Genomic DNA, 20,972 nt, shown 5'->3' on the forward strand with positions numbered 1-20,972 from the left:
GGCCGGGGAGTCAGGGGTTTATGCGGGCAGCCGGCGTATGCCTCAGGTACGGCTTCGGGCTGCTTCGCTGAGCTGCAGGCGGCTGCGGTACTCCACCGGTTTCCCCGAGATGGGGTCCACGAACCGGATGCCGCGGGCCAGGAGCTGCAGGGGCTTGGTGTAGTCGTCCGGAGCCTTGTCCAGCAACTCCGGGTAGAACGAGTCATTGACAATTCCCAGCCCCAGGGACGCCATGTGCACCCGCAGCTGGTGGGTCTTTCCGGTGTGGGGTTCCAGCCGGTACAGCGCACGACGCACGGGACTGCCGGGTGCCGCAGCGGTGGCGGAAGCACCGCCGTCGAACGTTTCCAGCCGTTCAATCCGCGTTTCGGCGTTGGGCTCGCCGTCAATCACCTCGGCCAGCAGGTAGCTGCGGGACTTGGTCATGCGGTTGCGCACCACCACGGGAAAGTCGACGGCGGGGTACCCTCCGGTAGGCTCTGCGGCGGACACGCACTCGTAGTTTTTTTGAACCTGGCGCTTTTCGAAAAGCACCTGGTACTTGCCGCGGGTGTCCGGGTTTGTCGAGAACAGCAGGACGCCGGCCGTCATGCGGTCGAGCCGGTGCATGGGAATCAGGTCCGGCAGGTCCAGCTGGTTCCGCAGGCGCACCAGGGCCGATTCCTGGATGTACGTGCCGCCGGGGGTCGTGGGCAGGAAATGGGGCTTGTCCACCACCAGCAGGTGCTCATCCTGGTGCAGGATGCCCAGCTCCACCGGCATGCGGGTTTCAGGCGGCAGCGTCCGGTAGTACCAGATGAACGTGTGGTCCTCCAGCGGCGTGGAGCGGCTCAGCGGGGTGCCGCCCTCACCAACGATCTCGCCGGCGTCGAACCTGTCCCCGATGCCCTGCGGATCAATATGCCCCCAGCGGTGCATCATGTAGTCCATCGCGGTCTCCCACGGGCCCTCCACGGGAAGGCGCAGGCGGGTGGCGTTGACGCCGTCGCGCACGGGGAGGGGGGATTGCATCACCGAACAATTCTACGGGGTGCGGTTGCTGCCTGAAGCGCTCCTGGGTCCGTGCACGTCCGAAGCCCTGTGCTTTTTGCAGCTCGTGGTCCCTGTCAGACGGCCCAGCCGCGGGCAATGGCGTCAAGGGCTGCGGTGTAGGCGGCTGCCCAGTCGGCGTCCGGCGGGCCCACGTGGGCGAGCTCGAGGCTCACCAGGCCGTGCACCTGGCCCCAGATCGCGAATGCGGCCACCTCAACCGGCGCCGGCAGCAGGACCCCCTCGGATTGCGCGGCGGCGACGGCGCCAAGGAGCGGCTCCATGGCGTCGGCGGCCACCTCCGGGCTGGGCTGGCAATCAACGTATGCCGCCAGCGCGCCGCCGAACATCAGCCGGTACAGTGCGCGGTGCTCCAGCGCCCAAACCCTGTAGGCGACTCCAAGGTCACGGAGACCACCCGGTGCAGCGGCGACCTGCGAGTCCCGGAACGACCTGAACCCGCCATCCACCACTGCCGTAAGGAGCTGGGACTTCCCGCCGAACAGGGAGTAGACGGCAGTAGTGGAAGTTCCTGCCGCCGATGCCACATCGCGCAGGGTTACCCTCGCGGGCCCGTCCCGGTCCACGAGTTCAGCTGTTACGGCCAGCAGTTCGTGCCTTAGAGAATCGTTGTGCACCACGGGTCTTGCCATGAGGTCCATTGTTTCATAACCTTGTTTTGTAACAATGTTATGAAGCGACGTTACGGAAACCAAGACCAAGGAGCTTCCCATGGCACACAGTGTTTTTTCTGGCCGGTACACCGCCGACCCCGGCCGGGAATCAGTCACTGTTTTCCTGATCGGCATGCGGGCAAACCGGTGGTGGAAGGCGGCGACGGTTGCGAAGGTCGCTGCCGCAATGCCGCGCATGCTCAAGCACCTGGCGGGGGACCCGTCGGCGGGAATGCTGGGCTATGAGCAGTGGTTCGGCCGGACCACCATGCTGCTTAGCTACTGGGAGAGTCCGGACCATCTGCGGAAGTTTGCCGCGGACCGGGAGTCCCCGCACCTGGAGCCCTGGCGCCGTTTTATGAAGGAAACTGCCGGAAGCGGAGATGTGGGCGTCTGGCATGAGACCTACCAGGTGCCGGCGGCCGGGATAGAAGTCATCTACAACGGGATGCCCCTGTTTGGGCTGGCCAAGGCCACCGCCCATGTCCCTGTTGGGGCCGGGACCAATACCGCCAGGCAGCGGATGGGCAGGTCCGCCGCACCGTCCGCCGCACCGTCGAGCCCCGCCCGGTAATCCTGACTCCCGCCAGGCAATAGCGACGCCGTCAGGCAATAGCGACGGCGGGCGCGTCCTTGAGGGTCCGGCGGAGCTGGGGGGCGGCGTCCAGCCGGTCCTGCGCCGAGCGCAGGGCAAGCACTGCGGTCTGCAGCTTCTCCGGCGGCAAGGTGAACGGCACCCGGAGGTAGCGTTCGAAGGCGCCGCCAATCCCAAAGCGGGGCCCTGCCGCGAGCCGGATCCCATGTTCGGGTGCGATGACCGTCAGCGCCGTGCTGATGGGCGCAGGCAGTGTGCACCAGACGGACAGGCCGCCGGAGGGGTACGCCGTTTCCCACTCCGGCAGGTATCCGGCCAGCAGTTCCAGCAGGGCGGCACGGCTGTCCCGCAGGGCAGTAAGCCGGGCCGGCAGCGGCTCGTCCAGGGCCCGGACGAGATGCGCACCGGCCAGTTGTTCCATAACAGGTCCGCCCAGGTCCAGGGAGGTCCGTGCAGCCGCGAAACGCTGGATCAGGTCCCCGGAAGCCCGGATCCAGCCGGTGCGGAGACCCGCCCAATGCGACTTGCTGAGCGAGCCGATGGTTACCACTGCTGGACTGAAGGCCGCCACCGGAGTGGTCTCGACGCCGTCGAGGTTCAGCTCCCGCAAGGTTTCGTCCACCACCAGAGTTGTTCCCGCGGCAGCCGCCGCCCTGACCAGGAGGCGGCGTTGGAGGTCGGGCATCACTTGTCCGGTGGGATTGTGGAAGTCCGGCACCACGTATGCGAGTTTGGGCCGCTGCTGCATCAGGGCGGACTGAAGTGCCTGCATGTCCCAGGCTGGAGTAACCCGCATGCCGGCACCAACCCCGGCCGCGGCGCTGGAGAATGCCACTGGAGTTGGCCGGCAGCCGGCGGCGCGGATGCCATCAAGGGCGTTCGGGTAGCTGGGGTGCTCCACCAGCACCCTGTCCTGCCGCCCGGCCAGGGCCCGGAGGATGATGGTCAGGGCGTGCTGCGCGCCCGACGTCACCAGGATCTGGTCCGCCGTAGTCGGTGCCCCCGCTGCCGTGTACCGGGCCGCTATTGCCTGGCGCAGGGGGAGCAGGCCGATGGCGTCATAACCGAATCCCGGGAGCAGTGCCGGAAGCTCGGTGAGGGCCGCCGCGAATGCGCGGTGTACCACCACACCGCTCGCGGGAAGGGACGCGTAGGCGAGGTCGATCAGCCCCTCCGGCGCGGCCAGTCCGGGTGCCGCCAGTCCGGGTGCCGCGAGTCCCGGCCCTGCCGGTGCTGGACCAACAGGCATTGCGCCGGTGAGCAGCAAGCCGCCGGCCGGTGTCGTGCGTGGAATCCGGGTCCGGCTCCTGCTGCCTTGGCCGCTGGTCAGGAACCCCTGCTCCCGAAGGAGGCCGTAGGCCGCCGTTACGGTGGTGCGGCTGACGCTCAGGGATTCGGACAGTGCGCGCTCGCTGGGCAGCGCGGTGTCCAGCGCCACCCTGCCGTCCAGGACCAGGAGGCGTACGACGTCGGCCAGCTCGCGGTAGGCGGGCGCCGCGCCAAGGTGCCACGTTCCGAGAAGGCGGGCAAGGGCAGCAGCGCTGAGAGGGGACATAAGGCCAGTATCCCAAACTGGCTATGGAATTCAATGCCAGTGGTCTGCGACAGTGGTTCCCATGATGACCCGCAGACTCCTCCAGCTCTTCCTCGGCCTCGCCATGTACGGCATCTCCCTCGCCCTGTTCATCCGGGCCGGACTGGGCCTGGACCCGTGGGATGTCTTCCACCAGGGCGTCGCCGGGAGGACCGGGCTCAGTATCGGCCTGGTGGTCATCATTGTGAGTTTCCTGGTGTTGCTTCTCTGGATTCCGCTGCGGCAGCGGCCGGGGTTCGGCACATTGTGCAATGCAGTGCTGGTGGGCGTCTTCGCAGACATCGGCCTTGCCCTGATTCCGGCCTTCTCGCACCTGGGCGGGCAGGCCGCCATGCTCGCAGGCGCCGTGCTCCTGAACGGCATTGCATCGGCCGGTTACATCGGTGCCCGGTTTGGACCCGGCGCACGGGATGGCCTGATGACGGGGCTGGCGCGGCGCACCGGATGGTCTGTCAGGTTGTCGCGCACCCTGATTGAAGTGGTGGTCCTGGCGGTCGGCTGGCTCCTGGGCGGTTCGGTGGGAGTGGGCACAGTCGTCTACGCCCTCGCGATTGGGCCCTTGGTCCAGCTGCTGCTCCCGGTGTTTATGGTGCCCGCCGCACTGCCGGCGGAATCGGATTCACAGGGGCGGGACGACGCCGGCTCCGTTACTCCCGAACCACTGGCCAGCAACGGCTAGTGTGACTCCCCAGGACTCCCGGGCAGGGCTCCCTGCGCCAGGAGCGGCTGGCACTGGGGACAGAAGTAGATGTCCCGTTCTTCCTCTCCGTTTAACTTTCCCAGGACGCCCCGCCGGATCGGCGTTCCGCACTTGAGGCAGGGCTGATGCTCCCTGCGGTACACCCAATAACCGGGCCGCCCGGCCATCCTCCCCACCGGCAGGCCTTTGGCGTTGAGGACGGTGACCCGGCGGCCGGGGCCAAGGTTTACTTCGAGCAGCTGCTTGGCGTCGATCATCATGGTCCGCACATCCTCGACGGCGGACACCGGGGATGCCGGATGCACACCGGACAGGAAGCAGGCCTCACAGCGGTAGATGTTGCCGATCCCGGCGAGGTTGCGCTGGTCCAGCAGGGCGACACCGATGGGGACGTCCGGGGCGGCTCGAACCCGCCGCTCCGCTTCGTCCAGGTCCCAGTCCGGCCCCAGGAGGTCAGGGCCAAGGAACCCCACGATCGAGTCCTCGCTGGCCGTGGCCACCACTTCAACGATGCCAAGGGAAAAGCCGACGGCGTCTGCCACGGGCGTGCGCAGCACGCACCGGGCCGTGTATCCGGGCTTACGCCACCTGCCGCCAGGCGGGTAGACCTGCCAGGTGCCCTCCATTTTCAGGTGCGAGTGAATGGTGAGTTTTTTGTCCTCCGGACTTACCACCCGCATGAGCAGGTGCTTGCCCCGGGGCACGACCTCCGTCACCGTCCAGCCGGCCAGGTTCAACGTGGCGAAGCGGGGCACGCGGAAATCGGACGCGAGCAGCTTTTGTCCTGCCAAGGCCTGGTGCAGCTGGTTGGCAGCGCGCCAGACCGAATCCCCCTCAGGCACGGATCCTCAGCCCCTTGGGCGTGGAGTAAGCCCCGGCTGAGCTGAGCGCCACTGCAACAGGCGTATCCAGGATCCCGTGGCCGTTCACCTTCTCCATGATCAGCTTGTCGACGGCGCCGCGGGTCACCACACTGACCAGTGCGGAGCCGGCAGCGGCGAGGATCGTCTCGTCGTCGCTGAAGGCCAGCAATGTTTTTCCACCCCGTTCCACGTACAGGACCAGCGCCCCGTCCACCAGCACCACCAGTGCACCCGCCTTCCGCCCGGGTCGGTGTCCGGTTCCGGCGTCGTCGTGGAGGGCCGGCCAGGGGAGGGCCGCGCCGTAAGGGTTGGCGGGATCGGTCGCGGCGAGGGCGAGGGCGGCAGGGTCGGCCTTGGCGAGCTGGGTGTCTTCGGAGTACGACCGCAGCCGGTCCACGGTGGCCGGCACGGCGAACTGGGCTGCCCCCAGGTGCTCAATGAAGTAGCCGCGGCGGCAGCGGCCCGCTTCCTCGAGCCGTGCCAGGACTTTGTACATCAACCCGAACCCGCCAAGGATCTGTTCTGCCATCACCGAGCCGCGCGTGACCACGCCGTAGCGGTCCAGTAGGAGTTCTGCTGTGGCCCGGGCGTGAATGGTCGGGTCCAGTTCGGGCTGCGGGAGCGCGGACCAGCGGCCTGCTGCCAGGGGAGGCGTGGCCGAGCCGGCGGATGTTCCGTAGCGGCCACTGCCCATTCCGGCGGAACCCATCAGGCCGGTCCCGTGGGACCGGCCCAGCCGGCTCAGGCGCGGGGCCCGCGCCCTGGGTGCACGGGCAACCTGCCGGTGGGCAGTGTGCCCCCCGGCGATCAGGGCGCGGACGGGGGCGAACGTGTCGCCCGTAATGCGGCCGGCCCACGCCAGGTCCCACAACGCAGTGACAATCTCCTGGTCACTCAGAACCGAGTCCATTCCGCCGGCCACCTCAGTCAGCTGCCGGAAGAAGTAGCCGCCGCCGTTGTTTCGAAGGTGCTCCAGGAGCCGCTGCTGGGCGTCGCCGGGTTCGTAGTCGATGGCCGGGTTCAGGGTCAGCTCTGCGGAGTCGGCCAGGTGCAGGCTGATCCAGCCGTCATTGCCGGGCAGCGCTCCTGCTCCGGACCACAGCACCTCGCCGGTGGCCATGAGTTCGTCCAGCATGGCCGGCTGGTAATTGGAGACCCGGGATGCCAGGACCAGGGGCTCCCAGGCGGAGGCCGGAACCGGAACACCGGAGAGCTGGTCGATGGCTGTGACGATGCCGTCCAGCCCGCGCAACCCCGGTTGGCCGCGGCCTGCACCGGGGGTACGGACGTGCTGCCAGGCCGGCAGGAAACGGCCGTACGCAGACGCGTCGACAGGCTCCACTTCAGCCCGCAGTGCTGCTAGCGACCGGCGGCGCAGTTTACGGAGGACCTCGGCATCACACCACTCACTGACTGTGGCGGGATGGAGTGACTCGGCGGGTGCGGGCTTCGCAGCAGAAGGGTTCGCATCAGCAGGCTCGGTAACAGCAGGGGCGGCAGCAGCGGCATCGGTAGCTGCCGGGTCCGCGCTGGCCGGGGGCGCCTCAGGCGGGCCCGAATGGGGCCGGAACTCGCCTTCCACCACCCGCCCATCAGCGGCGAGGCGCTTGAGGGCGGTGCTCACCACTGCCACGCCCAGGCCCAGCCGGGCTGCCGCTTCCGCCGCAGTGAAGGGACCATGGGTGCGGGCATAGCGGGACACGAGATCCCCCAGGGGATCTGCCACTGGTTCAATAAACGCGAGCGGCACTCCCATTGGAAGGGGAACGCCGATGGCATCCCGGAGCCGCGCGGCGTCTTCGACGGCGGCGAAGCGTTCCACGCCGCCGATGTTGACCTTGATGGCGCGGTTGGCCCGCTGCAGGGCGAGCAGGTGGTTGGTGGCGGATTCGGTGGTGGCATGGGCCAGGTCGGCTGCAGGCGCCTGGGCGGCAAGCTCGGCCGCAAGTTCGGCATCTGTTGGTTCCGCATCCGCCGCATCCGCCGCATCCGCCGTTGCCGCATCCGCCGCCACATATTCCCCGCCAGCAGGTCCGGCGGCTGCAGGCTCCCCGCCTTGGAGCCTGGCGGCAGCCTCCTCCGGCGCCAGGGGACCAAGCAGGCGCAGCAGGTCCGCGACACCTTCCACTCCCCGTGCACGCCGGTCCGGCGCCAGGCGCTGCAGTTCCCGTTCGGTGGACTCGATGACCCTGGCGTCCAGCAGTTCGCGGAGCTCGACGCGCCCCAGCAGCTCGTTGAGGAGGGTGGAATCGAGGGCCAAGGCAGCGGCACGGCGCTCCGCCAGGGGGGAGTCGCCCTCATAAAGGAATTGGGCAACGTACCCGAACAGGAGCGACTTCGCGAACGGCGACGGCTGCGATGTGGTGGTCTCCACGATCCGAAGCTCGCGCCGTTCCACGGATGCAGCGATGTCCTTGAGCGCCGGGAGATCGTAAACGTCCTGCAGGCATTCGCGCACAGTTTCCAGCACGATGGGGAACGTGGGGTACTTCCGGGCAACGTCAAGCAACTGGGCGGACCGCTGCCGCTGCTGCCACAAGGGCTGCCGTTTGCCGGGTGTCTGCCGCGGCAGCAGCAGGGCACGGGCGGCACATTCGCGGAAGCGTGAGGCGAATAGTGCGCTGCCCCCCACTTCTGCAGTGACAATCTGTTCAAGTTCCTCGGGGTCGAACAGGAACAGTTCGGCCCCGGGTGGCTCGTCCTCCATCATGGGCACGCGAAGGACAATCCCGTCATCCGCGGCCATGGCGGAGCCGTCCATGCCGTACCGCTGGTTGAGCCGCTGGCCCACCGCAAGCGCCCAGGGTGCATGCACCGGCATGCCGAAGGGGCTGTGGAGGATCACCCGCCAGTCGCCCAGTTCGTCATGGAACCGCTCCACCACCAGTGTGGTGTCGCTTGGCACCACCTCGGTTGCCTGCTTCTGTTCACTGAGGTACTGGATCAAATTGTTGGCCGCGAAGGCGTCCAAGCCGCTGGCCTGGCAGCGTTCGGTAGCTGGCCCGACGTCGGACGCTGACAGTTCACGCACGAAGGCCCCAAGGGCACGGCCCAAATCCACCGGGCGGCCGAGCGAATCGCCCTTCCAGAAGGGAAGCTTGCCGGGCTGGCCGAAGGCGGGGGAGACCAGCACGCGGTCGTGCGTGATGTCCTCGATCTTCCAGCTGGTGGCGCCGAGGGCAAAGACGTCGCCCACGCGGGATTCGTACACCATCTCCTCGTCCAGCTCGCCGACGCGCCGGCCGCCCTTGGGGGAAGGGGCGGGCTTGCCGTCCGCCGAGGGCGACGCCGATCCCTCGATTTCGGTGCCGATGATGTACACGCCGAAGAGCCCGCGGTCGGGGATGGTTCCGCCGGAGGTGACGGCGAGGCGCTGGGCTCCGGGCCTGCCTTCGATAGTGCCGGCGTTGCGGTCCCAGACAATCCGGGGACGCAGTTCTGCGAATTCGTCGGAAGGGTAGCGGCCGGCCAGCAGGTCCAGGGTTGCCTCGAACGCGGACCGGGGCAGGGACGCGAACGGGGCCGAGCGGCGGACAGTGGCAAACCACTCCTCGACATCAATGCTGCCCAGTGCCGTGGCAGCCACGGTCTGCTGCGCCAGGATGTCCAGGGGGTTGGCCGGAATGCTGAGGCGCTCGATCTTGCCGCCCAGCATGCGTTCCACGGTGATGGCTGTGTGCACGAGGTCTGCCCGGTGCTTTGGGAACAGGACGCCCTGGGAAACTTCGCCCACCTGGTGGCCGGCGCGGCCTACCCGCTGCAGGCCGCTGGCTACCGACGGCGGTGATTCGACCTGCACCGCCAGGTCCACGGCGCCCATGTCGATGCCAAGTTCCAGGGATGACGTGGCCACAACGCACCGCAGCCGGCCGGATTTGAGGTCGTCCTCGATCAGTGCCCGCTGGTCCTTGGAGACCGAGCCGTGGTGGGCGCGGGCCAGCACCGGGTCTGCCCCCGCGGAGCTTCCCGCCTGGGCCATCATGTGGGCGGGGGTAGCCGTCGACGCCGGTGCTCCGGCCGTTGCCTCGAATGCCGTGGCGCCCCCCGGCCCAGGATCATCCCAGCCCCCGCCCTCCGCCAGCAGCTGCCGTTCCACGTAAATCTCGTTGAGGCGCGCCGTGAGCCGTTCCGACAAGCGGCGGGAGTTGGCAAAAACGATGGTGGACTGGTTGGCCAGCACCAGGTCAACAATCTTTTCCTCCACGTGCGGCCAGATGGAGGCCTGCGGCTGCAACCCGGAGGCCGGACCGGAGTCGAACGCTCCGGCGGCGCCCTGGAGGTCGGACATGTCCTCCACCGGCACCGAGACGGTAAGGTCCCAGTTCTTCTTGGCCGGCGGGGCAACGATTTCCACTGGTGCTGAACCGGCCAGGAACTGTGCCACCAGTTCCCTTGGCTCCACGGTGGCCGAGAGCCCGATCCGCTGGGCCGGTTTAGGCAGCAGGGCATCCAGCCGCTCAAGTGAGACGGCGAGGTGGGCCCCGCGCTTGGTACCGGCCACGGCGTGGACTTCATCGATGATGATGGTGTCCACATCGGTCAAGGTTTCCCGGGCCCGGGAGGTGAGCATCAGGAACAGCGATTCCGGCGTGGTGATTAGGATGTCCGGCGGGTTGCTCAGCAAGGCCCGGCGGTCAGCCGTTGTGGTGTCTCCGGAACGGACGCCGACAGTGATCAGGGGTGCCGGCAGCCCCAGCCGCTTGGCAGTCTGTGTGATGCCGATGAGCGGGGAGCGGAGGTTCCGTTCCACGTCAACGCCGAGGGCTTTCAGTGGCGAGATGTACAGGACCCGGGTCTTGCGTTTGGGCGGCCGGGGGCGCCTCCCTTTTGCCGGCGCCTTTGGTGCCTCCGGTGCAGGGGTCTCGGGAGCGGCTGTTGACCCGGACTCAAGCAGCCGGTCCAGCGCCCAGAGGAATGCGGCGAGGGTCTTTCCGGAACCGGTAGGAGCGACCACCAGCGCGTGCGAGCCGGAGGAGATGGCCTGCCAGGCGCCGTTCTGGGCCGGCGTCGGCTCTGAGAAGGCGCCGAGGAACCAATCGCGTGTTGGCCTGCTGAACTGGGCCATGGGTGCCTCCGCGACTGCACCCCGGCCACCCGCTGCAGGCTGTTCCTGGATCATGCCTCCATCATGCCCCAAGCCACCGACAGCGAGGCTGGCAGGCAGGCTTCCCCTGGTTCCGGCTCAAGCCTTTCCTGCGCGGGGGAGGTCCTTGGTGGCAGGACCCTCCAGGAGTTGTCCTTCATTGGTAAAGCGGGAGCCGTGGAGCGGGCAGTCCCAGGTCAGCTCGCTGTCGTTCCAGTGCAGGATGCCGCCCAGGTGCGTGCAGACTGCCGACAGCTTGCATGTGGTGCCGTTGACGGTGGAAACGGCCACCGGTTTTGTTCCCTCGCGATAGACCGTGCCCTCGCCGTCGGCCGGGACAACAGGGGCCGGCTCGGCAGCAGGCTGTTCCTTGCCTTTTTTCAGACCCCCGGCGGCCAACTGTCCCCAGCCCGTTGCAAGCTTGGCTGCCACCCCGGCATTGAGGGAAACCGCTGAAGCTGCGGCTGCCGGCGAACTGACACGGCGGTGGATGGTATTGGCCCAGGGCACGTGGCCGCCAAGGATATCGGCGGAAATTCCCACGGCAGCAGCCACTGCGTTGGTCATGCCCCACTTGTTGTAGCCGGTGCCGAAGTAGACGTGGCCTTTGCCCCGGGGAAGCTTGCCGAAGAACGGCATCAGGTTGACGGGCATGTAGTCCTGGGCGGACCAGGTGTGGGTCACCACTGAGCCGGGATACTGCTGCACGGCCCAGTCCACGAGGCTGCCGAGGTGGTGCTTCTCCGACCGTGCCCGGCCGACGTGGTGTCCGTGCCCGCCCACCAGGAGCAGCCGGCGGCCGTCCACTTCGTAGTCCCGCAGGGAGTGCGTCGGCTGTTCCACTGAAATGTACATGCCCGGGGGAGGAGCCTGGTCCTCCTGCAGCTGCAGCGCTGCTGCATAGGAGCGGCTCGGCTTCAGCTTGGCGAAGTAGAGCCCGCGGTCCAGGACGGGAATGCCGGTGGCAAGCACTACCTCGTTCGCGGTGACCGTGCCGTGGTCCGTGTGGATGGTGGCGGGGCCGCCCCCGGTGACGTCCTGCAGCCGAACGCCGCCCACCACGGATCCGCCGCGGCTGCGGATATCGGACACCAGGGTGTCCAGCACTTCCACGGGGTTGATTTGTGCCTGGTTTGCCAGCCGCACTGCTCCGTGGACGGGAAACGGCAGCCCGGGGTCGCGCACGTATTCCATGTCCAGGCCGGCGGTGGTGCCGGCGCTGACCTCTTCCCGGAGCTTCTCCGTGCCCTGCGCTGAAGCCGCGTACGTGTAGGCGTCACGGGTCTGGAACGGAACCTTGTGCTCTTCCATGTACCGCAGGAGCCAGGCCTGGCCTTCGAGGTTGCCGTCCACGTAGGCCTGGACCTGTTTCTGGGAGTACTGGCGGGCCAGCTGGGCCAGGAAAGTTCCCTGCAACAGCGTTACCTTGGCGGTGGTGTTCCCGGTGGTCACAGCACCTGGGTACCGTGCCTCGAGCACCAGGACGGTTTGCCCCGAGCGGGCCAGCAGGAGTGCGGTCACCAAGCCGGTGAGTCCGGCGCCGGCCACCACGGTGTCGTAGCTGCTTCCAGGCTCGAAGGGATCAGAGGTGAAGGTCTCCGCGCGGTCCAACCAAATCGACGTCATCCCAGTTCAGCCTGCCTTTTGGTCCTGGCCCTCACGGGCCGTTTGTGATGTGTCTGTTATAGACCATTACTATTCGTGGCGTAGCTGCTAAGTATACTTATGATGTCGGTGTTTAAGTCTATGGTTTATGGTTTCAGGCGCGACCCGACAGCCATGATGTGAACGTTTACGACAACAGCAGGAGTAATCATGACAGGCATGAGTTCCGACGGTCGCACCGCTGGCCGTACAAATATCCAAAAAGCAGCCCTCGCCGTGGGTGCAGTGTTCCTCCTCGTGGGCGTCCTGGGCTTCATCCCGGGCATTACCAGCAACTACGAAACCATGGGATTTGCCGGCCATACATCTCAGGCCTTGCTCCTGGGCATTTTCCAGGTGTCCATACTGCATAACATCGTTCACCTGCTCTTTGGAGCGGCCGGTATCGCCATGGCCCGCAGCGCAGCCCAGTCCCGGAACTACCTGCTCGTAGGCGGCGCCATTTACCTTGTCCTTTGGCTTTACGGCCTTCTGATGGGCGGCGACACGCCCGCGAACTTTGTTCCCGTAAACAGCGCGGATAACTGGCTGCACTTTGTCCTGGGGGTCGCAATGATCGGTTTGGGCGTGGCGCTTTCCCGTGGCACTTCGCGTGTCGGGGGCACCAGCGCCGCGCGCTAATGTTCTGATCCCTCGGGATTTATGACAAAAGGCCCCAAGGGCGGAAACCACCTGCAGGCGGCCCGGCACTTTGCCGGACCGCCTGCATTTGTCTGTACTGGATTTGTCTGCGCTTAGTTCCTCTACGCTCGCTGGGAATTCCAGCGCCGGAAATTACCAGCCTTTGACTTCTTACGCTGGCTGGAATGCCCCAATGGTCAGCAGCGTAATTTCCGCATTGCTGCAGGCCTTGGTGGGTTGGGGCAGGAACAGGGATGCTGTGTCCTCTGGCGGGTAGATCCGGTAGCCGGCGGCATCCACCATGGCGCAGTCCGGGTAGTTCCCCGCCTGGGTATAGCGCAGCACTGCCGAGCCTGTCTGGCCGGGGGCCAGCAGGATATCGGTTGGGGCGGCGGCTTCATCACGGGTAGCCGGGGCACCGATGGGGGCGCCGGCAGCATCGGCAGCCAGGGAAACGCCGGCAAAACCCCGAAGGACACAGGTTTCCGAGCCTGTGTTGGTGAGGTTGAGCTTCATAAAGACGCTGCCTGCTGCTCCGCCGCCCGACGCATCCGTGGCGGCGGAGAGGCCGGCCGCCTTGCAAAGGGCCGGTGCCCCGGACGTAGCCGGAGCCGGAGCAGCTGTGGTCGGCGTTCCGGACGGCGTTTCAGTCGCCGCCGGCGCTGCGGACGTTGCGTCGGGGCTGGCAGAGCTGCTGCCCGGTTCCGTCGTCGCCTGCGCTTGGGGCTCGCTGGGGCCGCACCCGCTGAGCATCAGTGCCGCCGCCGCGGCCGCCGTCGTTATGGCCAACCCATGTGAAATTCTCTGAGACCTCATGGCACCACCTTTGCGGCACTGTTTGGCCGCGTCAATGATGCCACGAGGCCATAGAGCATTTTGATGCCCGGATCGTGATGATCCGGGCATCAAAACCCGTCCTACCTGGCCGGCGCCTCCGCTGGGGTGTTCCGGCGCGCACCGCTGCGCAGGAACGCCGCGCCGCCGAGCACAAGGCCCGCGACCCCCGCTGCGAGTCCGGCCCAGCTGCGGGCGTCAGCTCCGCTGTCCGTCACCGACGCCTGCTCAGTGGACGCGGATGCCGTGCTGTGGGATGCCGTGGCAGCGGCTTCGCCATGTCCATCGGTGCCGGCAGCTTCGGTGACCGATATTGACGGCGCAGGTGCCTCCAGGGAATGCGGGTCCTGGCCGTCCTTGGCAATCTCCGACCAGTCCGTCTGGCCCGTCTCACAGGTCTGGAGCGTGGGGAAATACAGCGTGGCGCCGGCCGTGTCGGGGAGTTTTACCGAAAGCACCAATGCGTCGCGGAGCTCATGGGGCAGTGGACTCTTGGCGGTATAGACAATGTGGCTGGTCCGCTTGGAGATGGACGTGCCGTCGGCGAGTTTCTTCGGCTCGGCGAGCTGCTCAGTCACCTTCTCCACGGTCCAGTTGGGGTTGACCGTGGGCTGGGCATCGTTCAGTTCCTGTGGCAGCGTGATTGCCACCTTGGTAGTGCCCGACGTGTCGCAGCCGTGCGGGATGCCGAAGGTAAGCAGGGCGTAGGAGCCGGCGGCGGTTTTGTCCGGCGTAACGCCGACGTGGGCCGAGGCTCCGCCCGCAGCGGTGAGCAGCAGGGCTGCCGCGCCTCCGGCAGCAGCGGCAGTGTGCAGGGGACGGCGAAGAGCTGAGGGTTTCATGGTTTGCCTTTCTGGCGCACGCCCAGGGTCCGGGGACCCGGGCACGCAAAACGTATCGGTGCCGCCGCCGGCATGAGAGGGGCGGCGGTTTTAGCTGGAGGGCACGACGGCGGAAGGCGGGCCCCGGCGGCTGTCCTGCCGGAGGTTCCGCCAGGGACGGTGCGGCGCGGCAGCGCTGGGGAAGGCAGCCAAAGGTGGCGGGGCGCCGTCGGGAGCCACCGCGTGGGGGAGTGCTGAAAGCGGCCTGAGCCAGGCAGCCAGTGCCCAGAGGGCGGCCTCGCCCTTGGCGAGCAGGACCGCGCAACCCAGCGTCGCCAGGGCGTGCGCGCCCAACATCAGTGTCCCGGACGCAGCTTCGGTACCAGCGAGGTGGGCGGTTGGGGTGATGATTTCGGCGCCGGGAAGGTGGCCGGCATGAGGGACGGCCCCGTTAGGTGCCCAGCCCGCCGGGGAAGGACCGAAAGCCGTAAACAGGCCGTGCAGGGCCAGTTGCCCTCCAGCCAGCAGGGCGGCCATGGCCGGAAGTCCCAGCCGGAGCCGGGTGGCGGCGGTACTGGCGAGGCCAGTCAGGGCCAGGACTGCCAGCAGGATGACAGGGGCGGGAAGCCCGCCGCCGCCGGCCAGGTGGGCACCAGCGGCGAGCGTCAGGATGACCGTGGCCACCGCCGACGAGCGGAGGAGGTGGAAGGGAACGCGAGGACCGTGCGTTAGCACTGCTCTCCCTTCCCCCTGACGGAACCATGCACCGCTGAGGGCGGAGCCGGCCAGATGCTGGACGATCAGATTCTAGCTGTGATCTGCCACTGAGCCTGAGCCGGAAGCGGACGGGGCCGGAAGGGGGCCGGGCCGGCGTTACCGGAACCGCCAGTAACCCGCGGCGACAGTCAGCGGGTACCGGCCAGCAGTTCGGCGAGGACCTCCGCCGCGGTGTCGTGTTTGAGCAGGGGCGCCGACTGTCCGGCCCACAGGGACATCAGGTCCGTGTTGCCCTTGGCGGCGGCCTGCGGCCGGAACCGGCCGGTGAGCCAGTTCTGTACCGGGAAGGGGGCAACAGCGCCTGCTTCTTCAAGCTCGGAAATGATGCGGTTGGGTATGCCGCGGGCCAACCGGCCGCTCAATGCGCGGGTCAGTACGGTGCGGGCTGCGGCGGCGCTTCGCAGTACCTCGCGGTATTCGGGCACAGCGGCGGACTCGCGGGTGGCCAGGAATGCGGTTCCCACCTGTACGGCATCGGCGCCCAATGCCATTGCCGCCGCGAAGCCGCGGCGGTCGGCGATTCCGCCGGCCGCGATCACCGGGATGGATACGGCGTCTGCCACCTGCGGGACCAGGGCGAACGTGCCCACCAGGGATTCCTCCGCGGGCTTGAGGAAGGACACCCGGTGGCCGCCGGATTCCATGCCGCTGGCCACCACGGCGTCAACGCCGCCGGCCTCCAGCGCCAGAGCCTCCGCAACGGTGGTGGCGGTGCCAAGGACCGTGATGCCGCGGCGGTGCGCCTCCTCCACCACATCCGGAGCGGGCACGCCGAAAACAAAACTGACGACGGCGGGACCCGCCTCCAGCGTGGCCTCCACCTGCTCGCCGTAGTCCGGCACGTACCGCGCCGGCATGTCCGGAAGGGGAATGCCCAGTTCCTCGAAGTAGGGCTTCAGGGTGGCCGCGTAGCGGTCGAATTCTTCCTGTGGAATGGCCGTGGTCTCGGTGCCGTTGGGCACCCACAGGTTAAGGGCAAAGGGCTTCGCTGTGGCCGCGCGAAGTTCGGCTGCCGTCCTTCGGATGGCACCGCCGTCGTACCCGTACAGACCGAAGGAACCCAGCCCGCCGCCGTCGCTCACTGCAGCGGTGAGCGGCACGGAGGAGACGCCACCGAACGGGCCAAGGACCACGGGGACGTCAATCCCGAAGAGCCCGCTAGCCCTGCTGGTGGAGGCGGAAGGGGACGGTGCGGCGGTCATGGCAGGCTCCCGATGGTTTGTTTGGCTCGGCTCGACCCCAGTCTTGCAGCCCGCCGGGCGTCGCCCAAGTCAGTCAGTTTCCGGTCCGCTGCAGAAGTGGCAGTCGTCGGGGCAACTCTCCGTCATGACTCGGCGGCCAGCAGGTCGTAGCCGTCGGAGATGTGGAAGAGCCGGCGCCCGCCGACAGTCGTCGTGACCCAGACCACGTCTCCGTCCGCCGTCCGGTCATCCACCAGCCCGGCGTACGCCTGGCGGCCGTTCCTGCTGAGCTGCACCGGTTCGCCCACCTGGACTTCTTCCCAGCGGGCCGGGCCCTTGACGCGGTTCACCATCGAAGTCACGCTTCTTTCCTTGACTTGATCTCATTGATTGGGGGATCCGGCCGGTTGTGCCGGTCCACTCATCAAACCGGTCATCTGCAGCACACCTCAATGGAGGAGTGGCTACGCCGATGGGTGAATCTTTGTGCAGCCCGCCAAAGCGCCATCAGGTTGCCCGTGAGGTGTACCGGCCGATCGGGGCGGGACTAGACTGCAGGCGTAGATGTCGGCGACCTTGAGGAGTACTTATGGAATACACCCGAAGCCAGCAAGAGAAGGCACTTTCCGCCGGTGAACTTGGCCGCAGCCACATCGGCCAGACCATCAGCTTCCAGCCGAACGAGTTCACCGTTGTGTTTGGCAAAATCGCCGGAATTGCCCGGACCGAGGCGATGGTTTACCTGTCCCTGGAGGGCGTGGGAAATGGCACGCATCTGAAGGACGAATACGACCTGCCGCTCACGCATGAGGTCTACCTGCCGGTGGATGTCCTTAGCAACGCCGAATCCACCATCAAGGATCTGTTCGGCAAGGTCCAGGAGAACCTGCGCGGAACGGGCCACAAGGGCGGGGACCAGACGGACCGGCTCTAGCGGAACCAGCTCAAGGAAGCCCCAGCGGCAGGCGCCGCTGGGGCTTCCTTGTCGTGCCTATGACGAGCCAATGGAAAATGAGCAGCGCGTGAATGCGGCGGAGGCCATGGACCATAGGGACCTTGCTGTAGCGCTGCTGGATATTTCTGCCGATGTGCGCCGGAAGTCGCACGAGGATACCGGCGTCCGTCCGCTGCCGAATGGAGCGGTGGATATCCTGCGCCTCGTCGAGGGCGGCCCGGGAATCACGGTGGCGGAGGTGGCTGCGAGGCTCGGCCGGCAGTTCAGCAACGTCAGCGTCCAACTGCGCGAGCTGGTGGCCGCCAATCTGGTCACCCGTTTGAGGGATCCCAGCGACAAGCGCTACGTCACCCTGCACCCCACCGAGGAATCCCAGCAAATCAGGGCGATTCTTGAAACCTCCTGGCCGGGGTCCTGGCTGCCTCGGCGTCGAAACTGCTCCCCGGAGAGCAGCAGCAGCTCGCCGCCAGCCTCCCCGCACTGCAGCGGCTGGCGGGTTTCCTGGCAGCGAAGGAGTAACGAAAATCTCGCGGGCGATACTAGAAGTTGTGGTGGGTGTGGGGCCTTTCGCCTAGAAAACGGACCAGCCGGTCCGGTCGGAAAGGTCGGCGAGGGCGGCAGTGCCGGCAAGTGAGTTTCCCTTAGCGTCCAGCCGCGGACTCCAGACGGAGATGGCGCATTCACCCGGAACGATGACCAGGATGCCGCCGCCCACACCGCTTTTACCGGGCAGGCCTACACGGTAGGCGAACTCGCCGGCGGCGTCGTACATGCCGCATGTCAGCATGATGGAGCCGATGCGTTTCGCGTCGCTCGGGGACAGGACAGTCCCGAGCCTTCCCCGTCCTTCCTTGGCCAGGAAGAGCCCTGCCTGGGCGAGTTCAGTGCAGGTCATCATGATGGAGCACTGGCGGACGTAGTTTTCCACCACTGATTCGGCCGGCTGCTTCAGGTTGCCGAAGTCCTTCAGGAAGTGCGCCAGAGCCAAATTGCGGCTGCTGCTGGATAGCTCGCTGGCGGCCGCGCCCTCATCGATGAACGGCCCGGCGCTGCCCGCCTCCAAGGTGAGGAACCGCAAGAGCTGCGTGGCGGCGTCGGACGTTTCTTCCATCAGGTGGTCCGTGACCACCAGGGCGCCGGCGTTGATGAACGGGTTCCGCGGGATGCCGTGTTCCACTTCCAGCTGGACGAGGGAGTTGAACGAGGTACCGGAGGGTTCGCGCAGGACCCGGGACCACAGTGTTCCGGACTTATCGCCCCGAAGGGCCATTGCCAGGGTGAAGACTTTCGAGATGCTCTGTATCGAGAACGGGACGTCCGCGTCGCCTGAACTGACTACGTTGCCGGAGGTCGTGGCGACGGCTATCCCGAATTTATCGAAGGGGACCGCTGCCAGGAACGGGATGTTGGCGGGGACAGAGCCGCTTTCACGCTGCGGCCGGTGGTAGCGGACGAGGTCGTCGAGGATGGGGCCGAGCGGCGGCGCCTCAAGTGCTGTTTTCATTTCCTGCCTGAATGTTCTTTGGACGTTCCGGCCCATTCCTGGATATGGAGCAAGGCCACCAGCGCGTCCCGCGGGTTGCCGAAATCCAGCCCTGTGGCCCGGGAAGCTTTGCTGATGCGGTAGTAGACCGTGTTCTTATGCAGTCCCATCCGCTGGGCGCATTCAGCGACATCGAGCGAGGCGTCGAAGTACGCCCGCAGGGTTTCCGCGAGTTCGAGGTCCTCCTGCAACAGGGTGGAAAGGCCGCGGTGGCGGAAGGTTGAGGACGTGAAATTGTGGACTGCCTCGCGGAAAAGGATCTCTCCCTCGAAGTCGTCCACTGTGGCCACGGATCTGTCGGGAGAGGTGCCTACGCAGCCCAGCAGGGCTTCAGTGATGCTGGTGATTGAGTGGATGGACAGCAGGTCCGGTACCAACGGGCCCACAACCGCAAACGGGCTGATGCCCAGGTGTTTGCCCGCATCGCGGACGATGGATTCAGCCAAGCTCCGCAGCCCCGACTCCGTCGCATTGGATTGCAGGCCGGGGACAATCACAGCGGTGTCGCCCTTGAACTGCCCGACGACGGCGGAGGCCTTGAAGGCAGCCGCATGGATGGAAGCCAGGTTGGCGAGTTCGCCGTGCTTCAGTGCGGCGTCGTCGGCCTGCGCTTCAGCATCGGAGATGCCGATCAGGATCAGCGCGGCAGGGCGCTCAGCCGGGATCTTCTCGCTGTGCGCGCTGGCTGCGGCTTCCGCAGGGCCCGACAGAATCCGCGCGACGCGGTCTTCGCGCATGTGCACGGACTGCTGGTTGCGGTACCGGATCAGCTCTGCTGCGGTCCGGGCAGCCGACCCCTTCAGCACATGATCCACATCGGGGCCAAAACCGGCGCCGGTTTCCTGGAGCCAGATGTAACCCATAATTCGGTCTCCGGCGAAAAGCGTGATGGCTACCCGTTCCCGTAATCCGTCCTGGGGGCGGGCGGGCACCCTCACTGGCAGCCGCGTTCGGTGCAGCTCCCGGTAGGCGCCGAGGTCCTTCAGCAACAGCTCGTATTTCCGCGGGCCGCGGCGGGTCAGGATGGAGGCTTTGCGCAGTTCATCAATGTCGTTCGACACAGTGGAGTACGCAAGCACCTTGTTGGCGGCGTCTTCGATGAGCACGTGACTGGACGTAAGCCGTGCAGTGGTTTGGGCGATGGCAAACAGGTCTTCTTCCAGCAACGTCAGCACTTCACTCTGGTAGCTGCGCGGCTGGATCCGGTCCTGGGCGATGGACAACAGCCGGTCCCAGTCAGCTGTAGGGTTCACCAGGAGCAGTCCCGTCCCGGCGTCCTGCAGCAGTTCTTCAGCTTCGGAAAGTTCTTCACGGATTCCCTTGACGGCGACTACCGGTGGCGGGTTCTGCAGGAGCCGCCGCAACGCGGGCAACGCCGACCGCCCGCGGACGCCGATCAGCAGGACCAAAGCACCGCCGCCGTCGGGCGCCTCATCGTCAGCGTCCACGATGAGGAAACGCTCGATGGCGGAACCGGTAGGAGCGGGCCGGAGGATGAGGCTGGCGAACCCCAGGGGGAGATCCGAGAGGATATCGTCCACCGTAACCGCGGCCATGGTTTCCTTCGCGTCGATCGGGCCGGACGGCTCTGTCCGGTCAGATCATGGTATCCAGCCCTGATCAGTCGAAAATTGGAAGGAGACCCAAAGGGAGAGCCAGTTTTTCGGTTGGCATTCCAACCCGGGTGTGGGGATCCTGGCTTAGGTCGGAAATGGGTTCAGCGACTCGGCAACTACCCACGGAAACAGAAGGCCCCTGCTCCCAGGTAAAACAGGAAGCAGGGGCCTTCTTCATTGGCGGTGACGGTGGGATTTGAACCCACGTTGGCTTTTACACCAAACAACATTTCGAGTGTTGCACCTTCGGCCGCTCGGACACGTCACCAACCTCAATAGGGTACCGGAGCGAGGGGCCCATCCCCAAAACGGGATTATCGGAGAGCACCTTCGCCCATCTTCGATTTTCCTCTTTTCTTTCTGCCGCGATTGATAGTGGGGCAGCATGGCTGGAGCGCTGTTGAACGATGCACGGTTTGAT

General features: G+C 66.5%; 18 protein-coding genes and 1 tRNA gene. 5 read left to right on the plus strand and 14 right to left on the minus strand.

Translation table 11 applies throughout. From position 1 onward, the window contains the following. Window positions 1-42: 42 nt before the first annotated feature. A complete protein-coding gene (locus tag AC5RUQ_RS05150; protein WP_493946402.1) occupies window positions 43-1,011 on the minus strand; it encodes an RluA family pseudouridine synthase in 969 nt (322 codons plus the stop codon). Window positions 1,012-1,106: 95 nt separating this feature from the next. Beyond that, window positions 1,107-1,682, minus strand: a complete 576-nt coding sequence (locus tag AC5RUQ_RS05155; RefSeq protein ID WP_493946292.1) for a TetR/AcrR family transcriptional regulator — start codon at window positions 1,680-1,682, stop codon at window positions 1,107-1,109. 79 nt (window positions 1,683-1,761) lie between these two features. Here AC5RUQ_RS05155 and AC5RUQ_RS05160 point away from each other — a divergent pair, with 79 nt between their 5' ends. Then, a complete protein-coding gene (locus tag AC5RUQ_RS05160) occupies window positions 1,762-2,277 on the plus strand; it encodes a DUF4188 domain-containing protein (protein WP_493946293.1) in 516 nt (171 codons plus the stop codon). A 31-nt stretch (window positions 2,278-2,308) separates the two neighbouring features. On the opposite strand, the gene yczR is transcribed toward AC5RUQ_RS05160, so the two are convergent. Continuing rightward, complete coding sequence (gene yczR, locus AC5RUQ_RS05165) at window positions 2,309-3,853, minus strand: MocR-like transcription factor YczR (protein WP_493946294.1); 1,545 nt, start codon at window positions 3,851-3,853, stop codon at window positions 2,309-2,311. 61 nt (window positions 3,854-3,914) lie between these two features. Between yczR and yczE the strand changes: the two genes are divergently transcribed. Next, the gene (yczE, locus tag AC5RUQ_RS05170; RefSeq protein ID WP_493946295.1) at window positions 3,915-4,571 is read left to right on the plus strand and encodes a membrane protein YczE; all 657 of its coding nucleotides are present in this window, start codon (window positions 3,915-3,917) and stop codon (window positions 4,569-4,571) included. On the opposite strand, the gene AC5RUQ_RS05175 is transcribed toward yczE, so the two are convergent. The 3 genes from AC5RUQ_RS05175 to AC5RUQ_RS05185 form a co-directional block, all read right to left on the minus strand. Next, window positions 4,568-5,434, minus strand: a complete 867-nt coding sequence (locus AC5RUQ_RS05175) for an Fpg/Nei family DNA glycosylase (protein ID WP_493946296.1) — start codon at window positions 5,432-5,434, stop codon at window positions 4,568-4,570. The two genes, yczE and AC5RUQ_RS05175, sit on opposite strands and share 4 nt — an antisense overlap. After that, on the minus strand, window positions 5,427-10,574 hold the full coding sequence (locus AC5RUQ_RS05180) for an Lhr family helicase (RefSeq protein WP_493946297.1): 5,148 nt from the start codon (window positions 10,572-10,574) through the stop codon (window positions 5,427-5,429). Before AC5RUQ_RS05180 ends, AC5RUQ_RS05175 begins: the two co-directional genes overlap by 8 nt. A 63-nt stretch (window positions 10,575-10,637) precedes the next feature. Next, the gene (locus AC5RUQ_RS05185) at window positions 10,638-12,164 is read right to left on the minus strand and encodes an FAD-dependent oxidoreductase (protein ID WP_493946298.1); all 1,527 of its coding nucleotides are present in this window, start codon (window positions 12,162-12,164) and stop codon (window positions 10,638-10,640) included. A gap of 198 nt (window positions 12,165-12,362) precedes the next feature. On the opposite strand from AC5RUQ_RS05185, the gene AC5RUQ_RS05190 reads away from it, so the two are divergent. After that, complete coding sequence (locus tag AC5RUQ_RS05190) at window positions 12,363-12,824, plus strand: DUF4383 domain-containing protein (RefSeq protein WP_493946299.1); 462 nt, start codon at window positions 12,363-12,365, stop codon at window positions 12,822-12,824. Between the two features lie 171 nt (window positions 12,825-12,995). Here the strand turns inward: AC5RUQ_RS05190 and AC5RUQ_RS05195 are convergent, their stop codons facing one another. From AC5RUQ_RS05195 to AC5RUQ_RS05215, 5 genes are all read right to left on the minus strand, one after another. Next, complete coding sequence (locus AC5RUQ_RS05195; protein WP_493946300.1) at window positions 12,996-13,640, minus strand: DUF4232 domain-containing protein; 645 nt, start codon at window positions 13,638-13,640, stop codon at window positions 12,996-12,998. A 101-nt stretch (window positions 13,641-13,741) separates the two neighbouring features. Beyond that, window positions 13,742-14,500 (minus strand): YcnI family copper-binding membrane protein, encoded by a 759-nt coding sequence (locus tag AC5RUQ_RS05200; protein WP_493946301.1) that lies wholly within the window; start codon window positions 14,498-14,500, stop codon window positions 13,742-13,744. 90 nt (window positions 14,501-14,590) lie between these two features. Further along, window positions 14,591-15,214, minus strand: coding sequence for a hypothetical protein (locus AC5RUQ_RS05205; RefSeq protein WP_493946302.1), 624 nt, complete (start codon window positions 15,212-15,214; stop codon window positions 14,591-14,593). 170 nt (window positions 15,215-15,384) lie between these two features. Then, window positions 15,385-16,458: an NAD(P)H-dependent flavin oxidoreductase gene (locus tag AC5RUQ_RS05210; protein WP_493946303.1), complete on the minus strand. Its 1,074-nt coding sequence runs from the start codon at window positions 16,456-16,458 to the stop codon at window positions 15,385-15,387. Between the two features lie 122 nt (window positions 16,459-16,580). Next, the gene (locus AC5RUQ_RS05215) at window positions 16,581-16,790 is read right to left on the minus strand and encodes a hypothetical protein (RefSeq protein ID WP_493946403.1); all 210 of its coding nucleotides are present in this window, start codon (window positions 16,788-16,790) and stop codon (window positions 16,581-16,583) included. Between the two features lie 236 nt (window positions 16,791-17,026). Between AC5RUQ_RS05215 and AC5RUQ_RS05220 the strand changes: the two genes are divergently transcribed. Further along, complete coding sequence (locus AC5RUQ_RS05220; protein WP_493946304.1) at window positions 17,027-17,371, plus strand: hypothetical protein; 345 nt, start codon at window positions 17,027-17,029, stop codon at window positions 17,369-17,371. A 70-nt stretch (window positions 17,372-17,441) separates the two neighbouring features. Beyond that, entirely contained in the window at window positions 17,442-18,026 is a 585-nt protein-coding gene (locus tag AC5RUQ_RS05225; protein WP_493946305.1) for a MarR family winged helix-turn-helix transcriptional regulator, read from the plus strand. Here AC5RUQ_RS05225 and AC5RUQ_RS05230 read toward each other — a convergent pair. The 3 genes from AC5RUQ_RS05230 to AC5RUQ_RS05240 all read right to left on the minus strand — a co-directional run bounded on the left by AC5RUQ_RS05230 (window position 17,964) and on the right by AC5RUQ_RS05240 (window position 20,819). Beyond that, a complete protein-coding gene (locus AC5RUQ_RS05230) occupies window positions 17,964-18,896 on the minus strand; it encodes a glutaminase (RefSeq protein ID WP_493946306.1) in 933 nt (310 codons plus the stop codon). The genes AC5RUQ_RS05225 and AC5RUQ_RS05230 overlap by 63 nt on opposite strands. Beyond that, a complete protein-coding gene (locus tag AC5RUQ_RS05235) occupies window positions 18,893-20,491 on the minus strand; it encodes a PucR family transcriptional regulator (RefSeq protein ID WP_493946307.1) in 1,599 nt (532 codons plus the stop codon). Before AC5RUQ_RS05235 ends, AC5RUQ_RS05230 begins: the two co-directional genes overlap by 4 nt. 238 nt (window positions 20,492-20,729) lie before the next feature. Next, window positions 20,730-20,819: transfer RNA gene (locus AC5RUQ_RS05240), tRNA-Ser, on the minus strand. Window positions 20,820-20,972: the final 153 nt, after the last annotated feature.

Source organism: Arthrobacter sp. MDT2-3, from assembly GCF_059090465.1.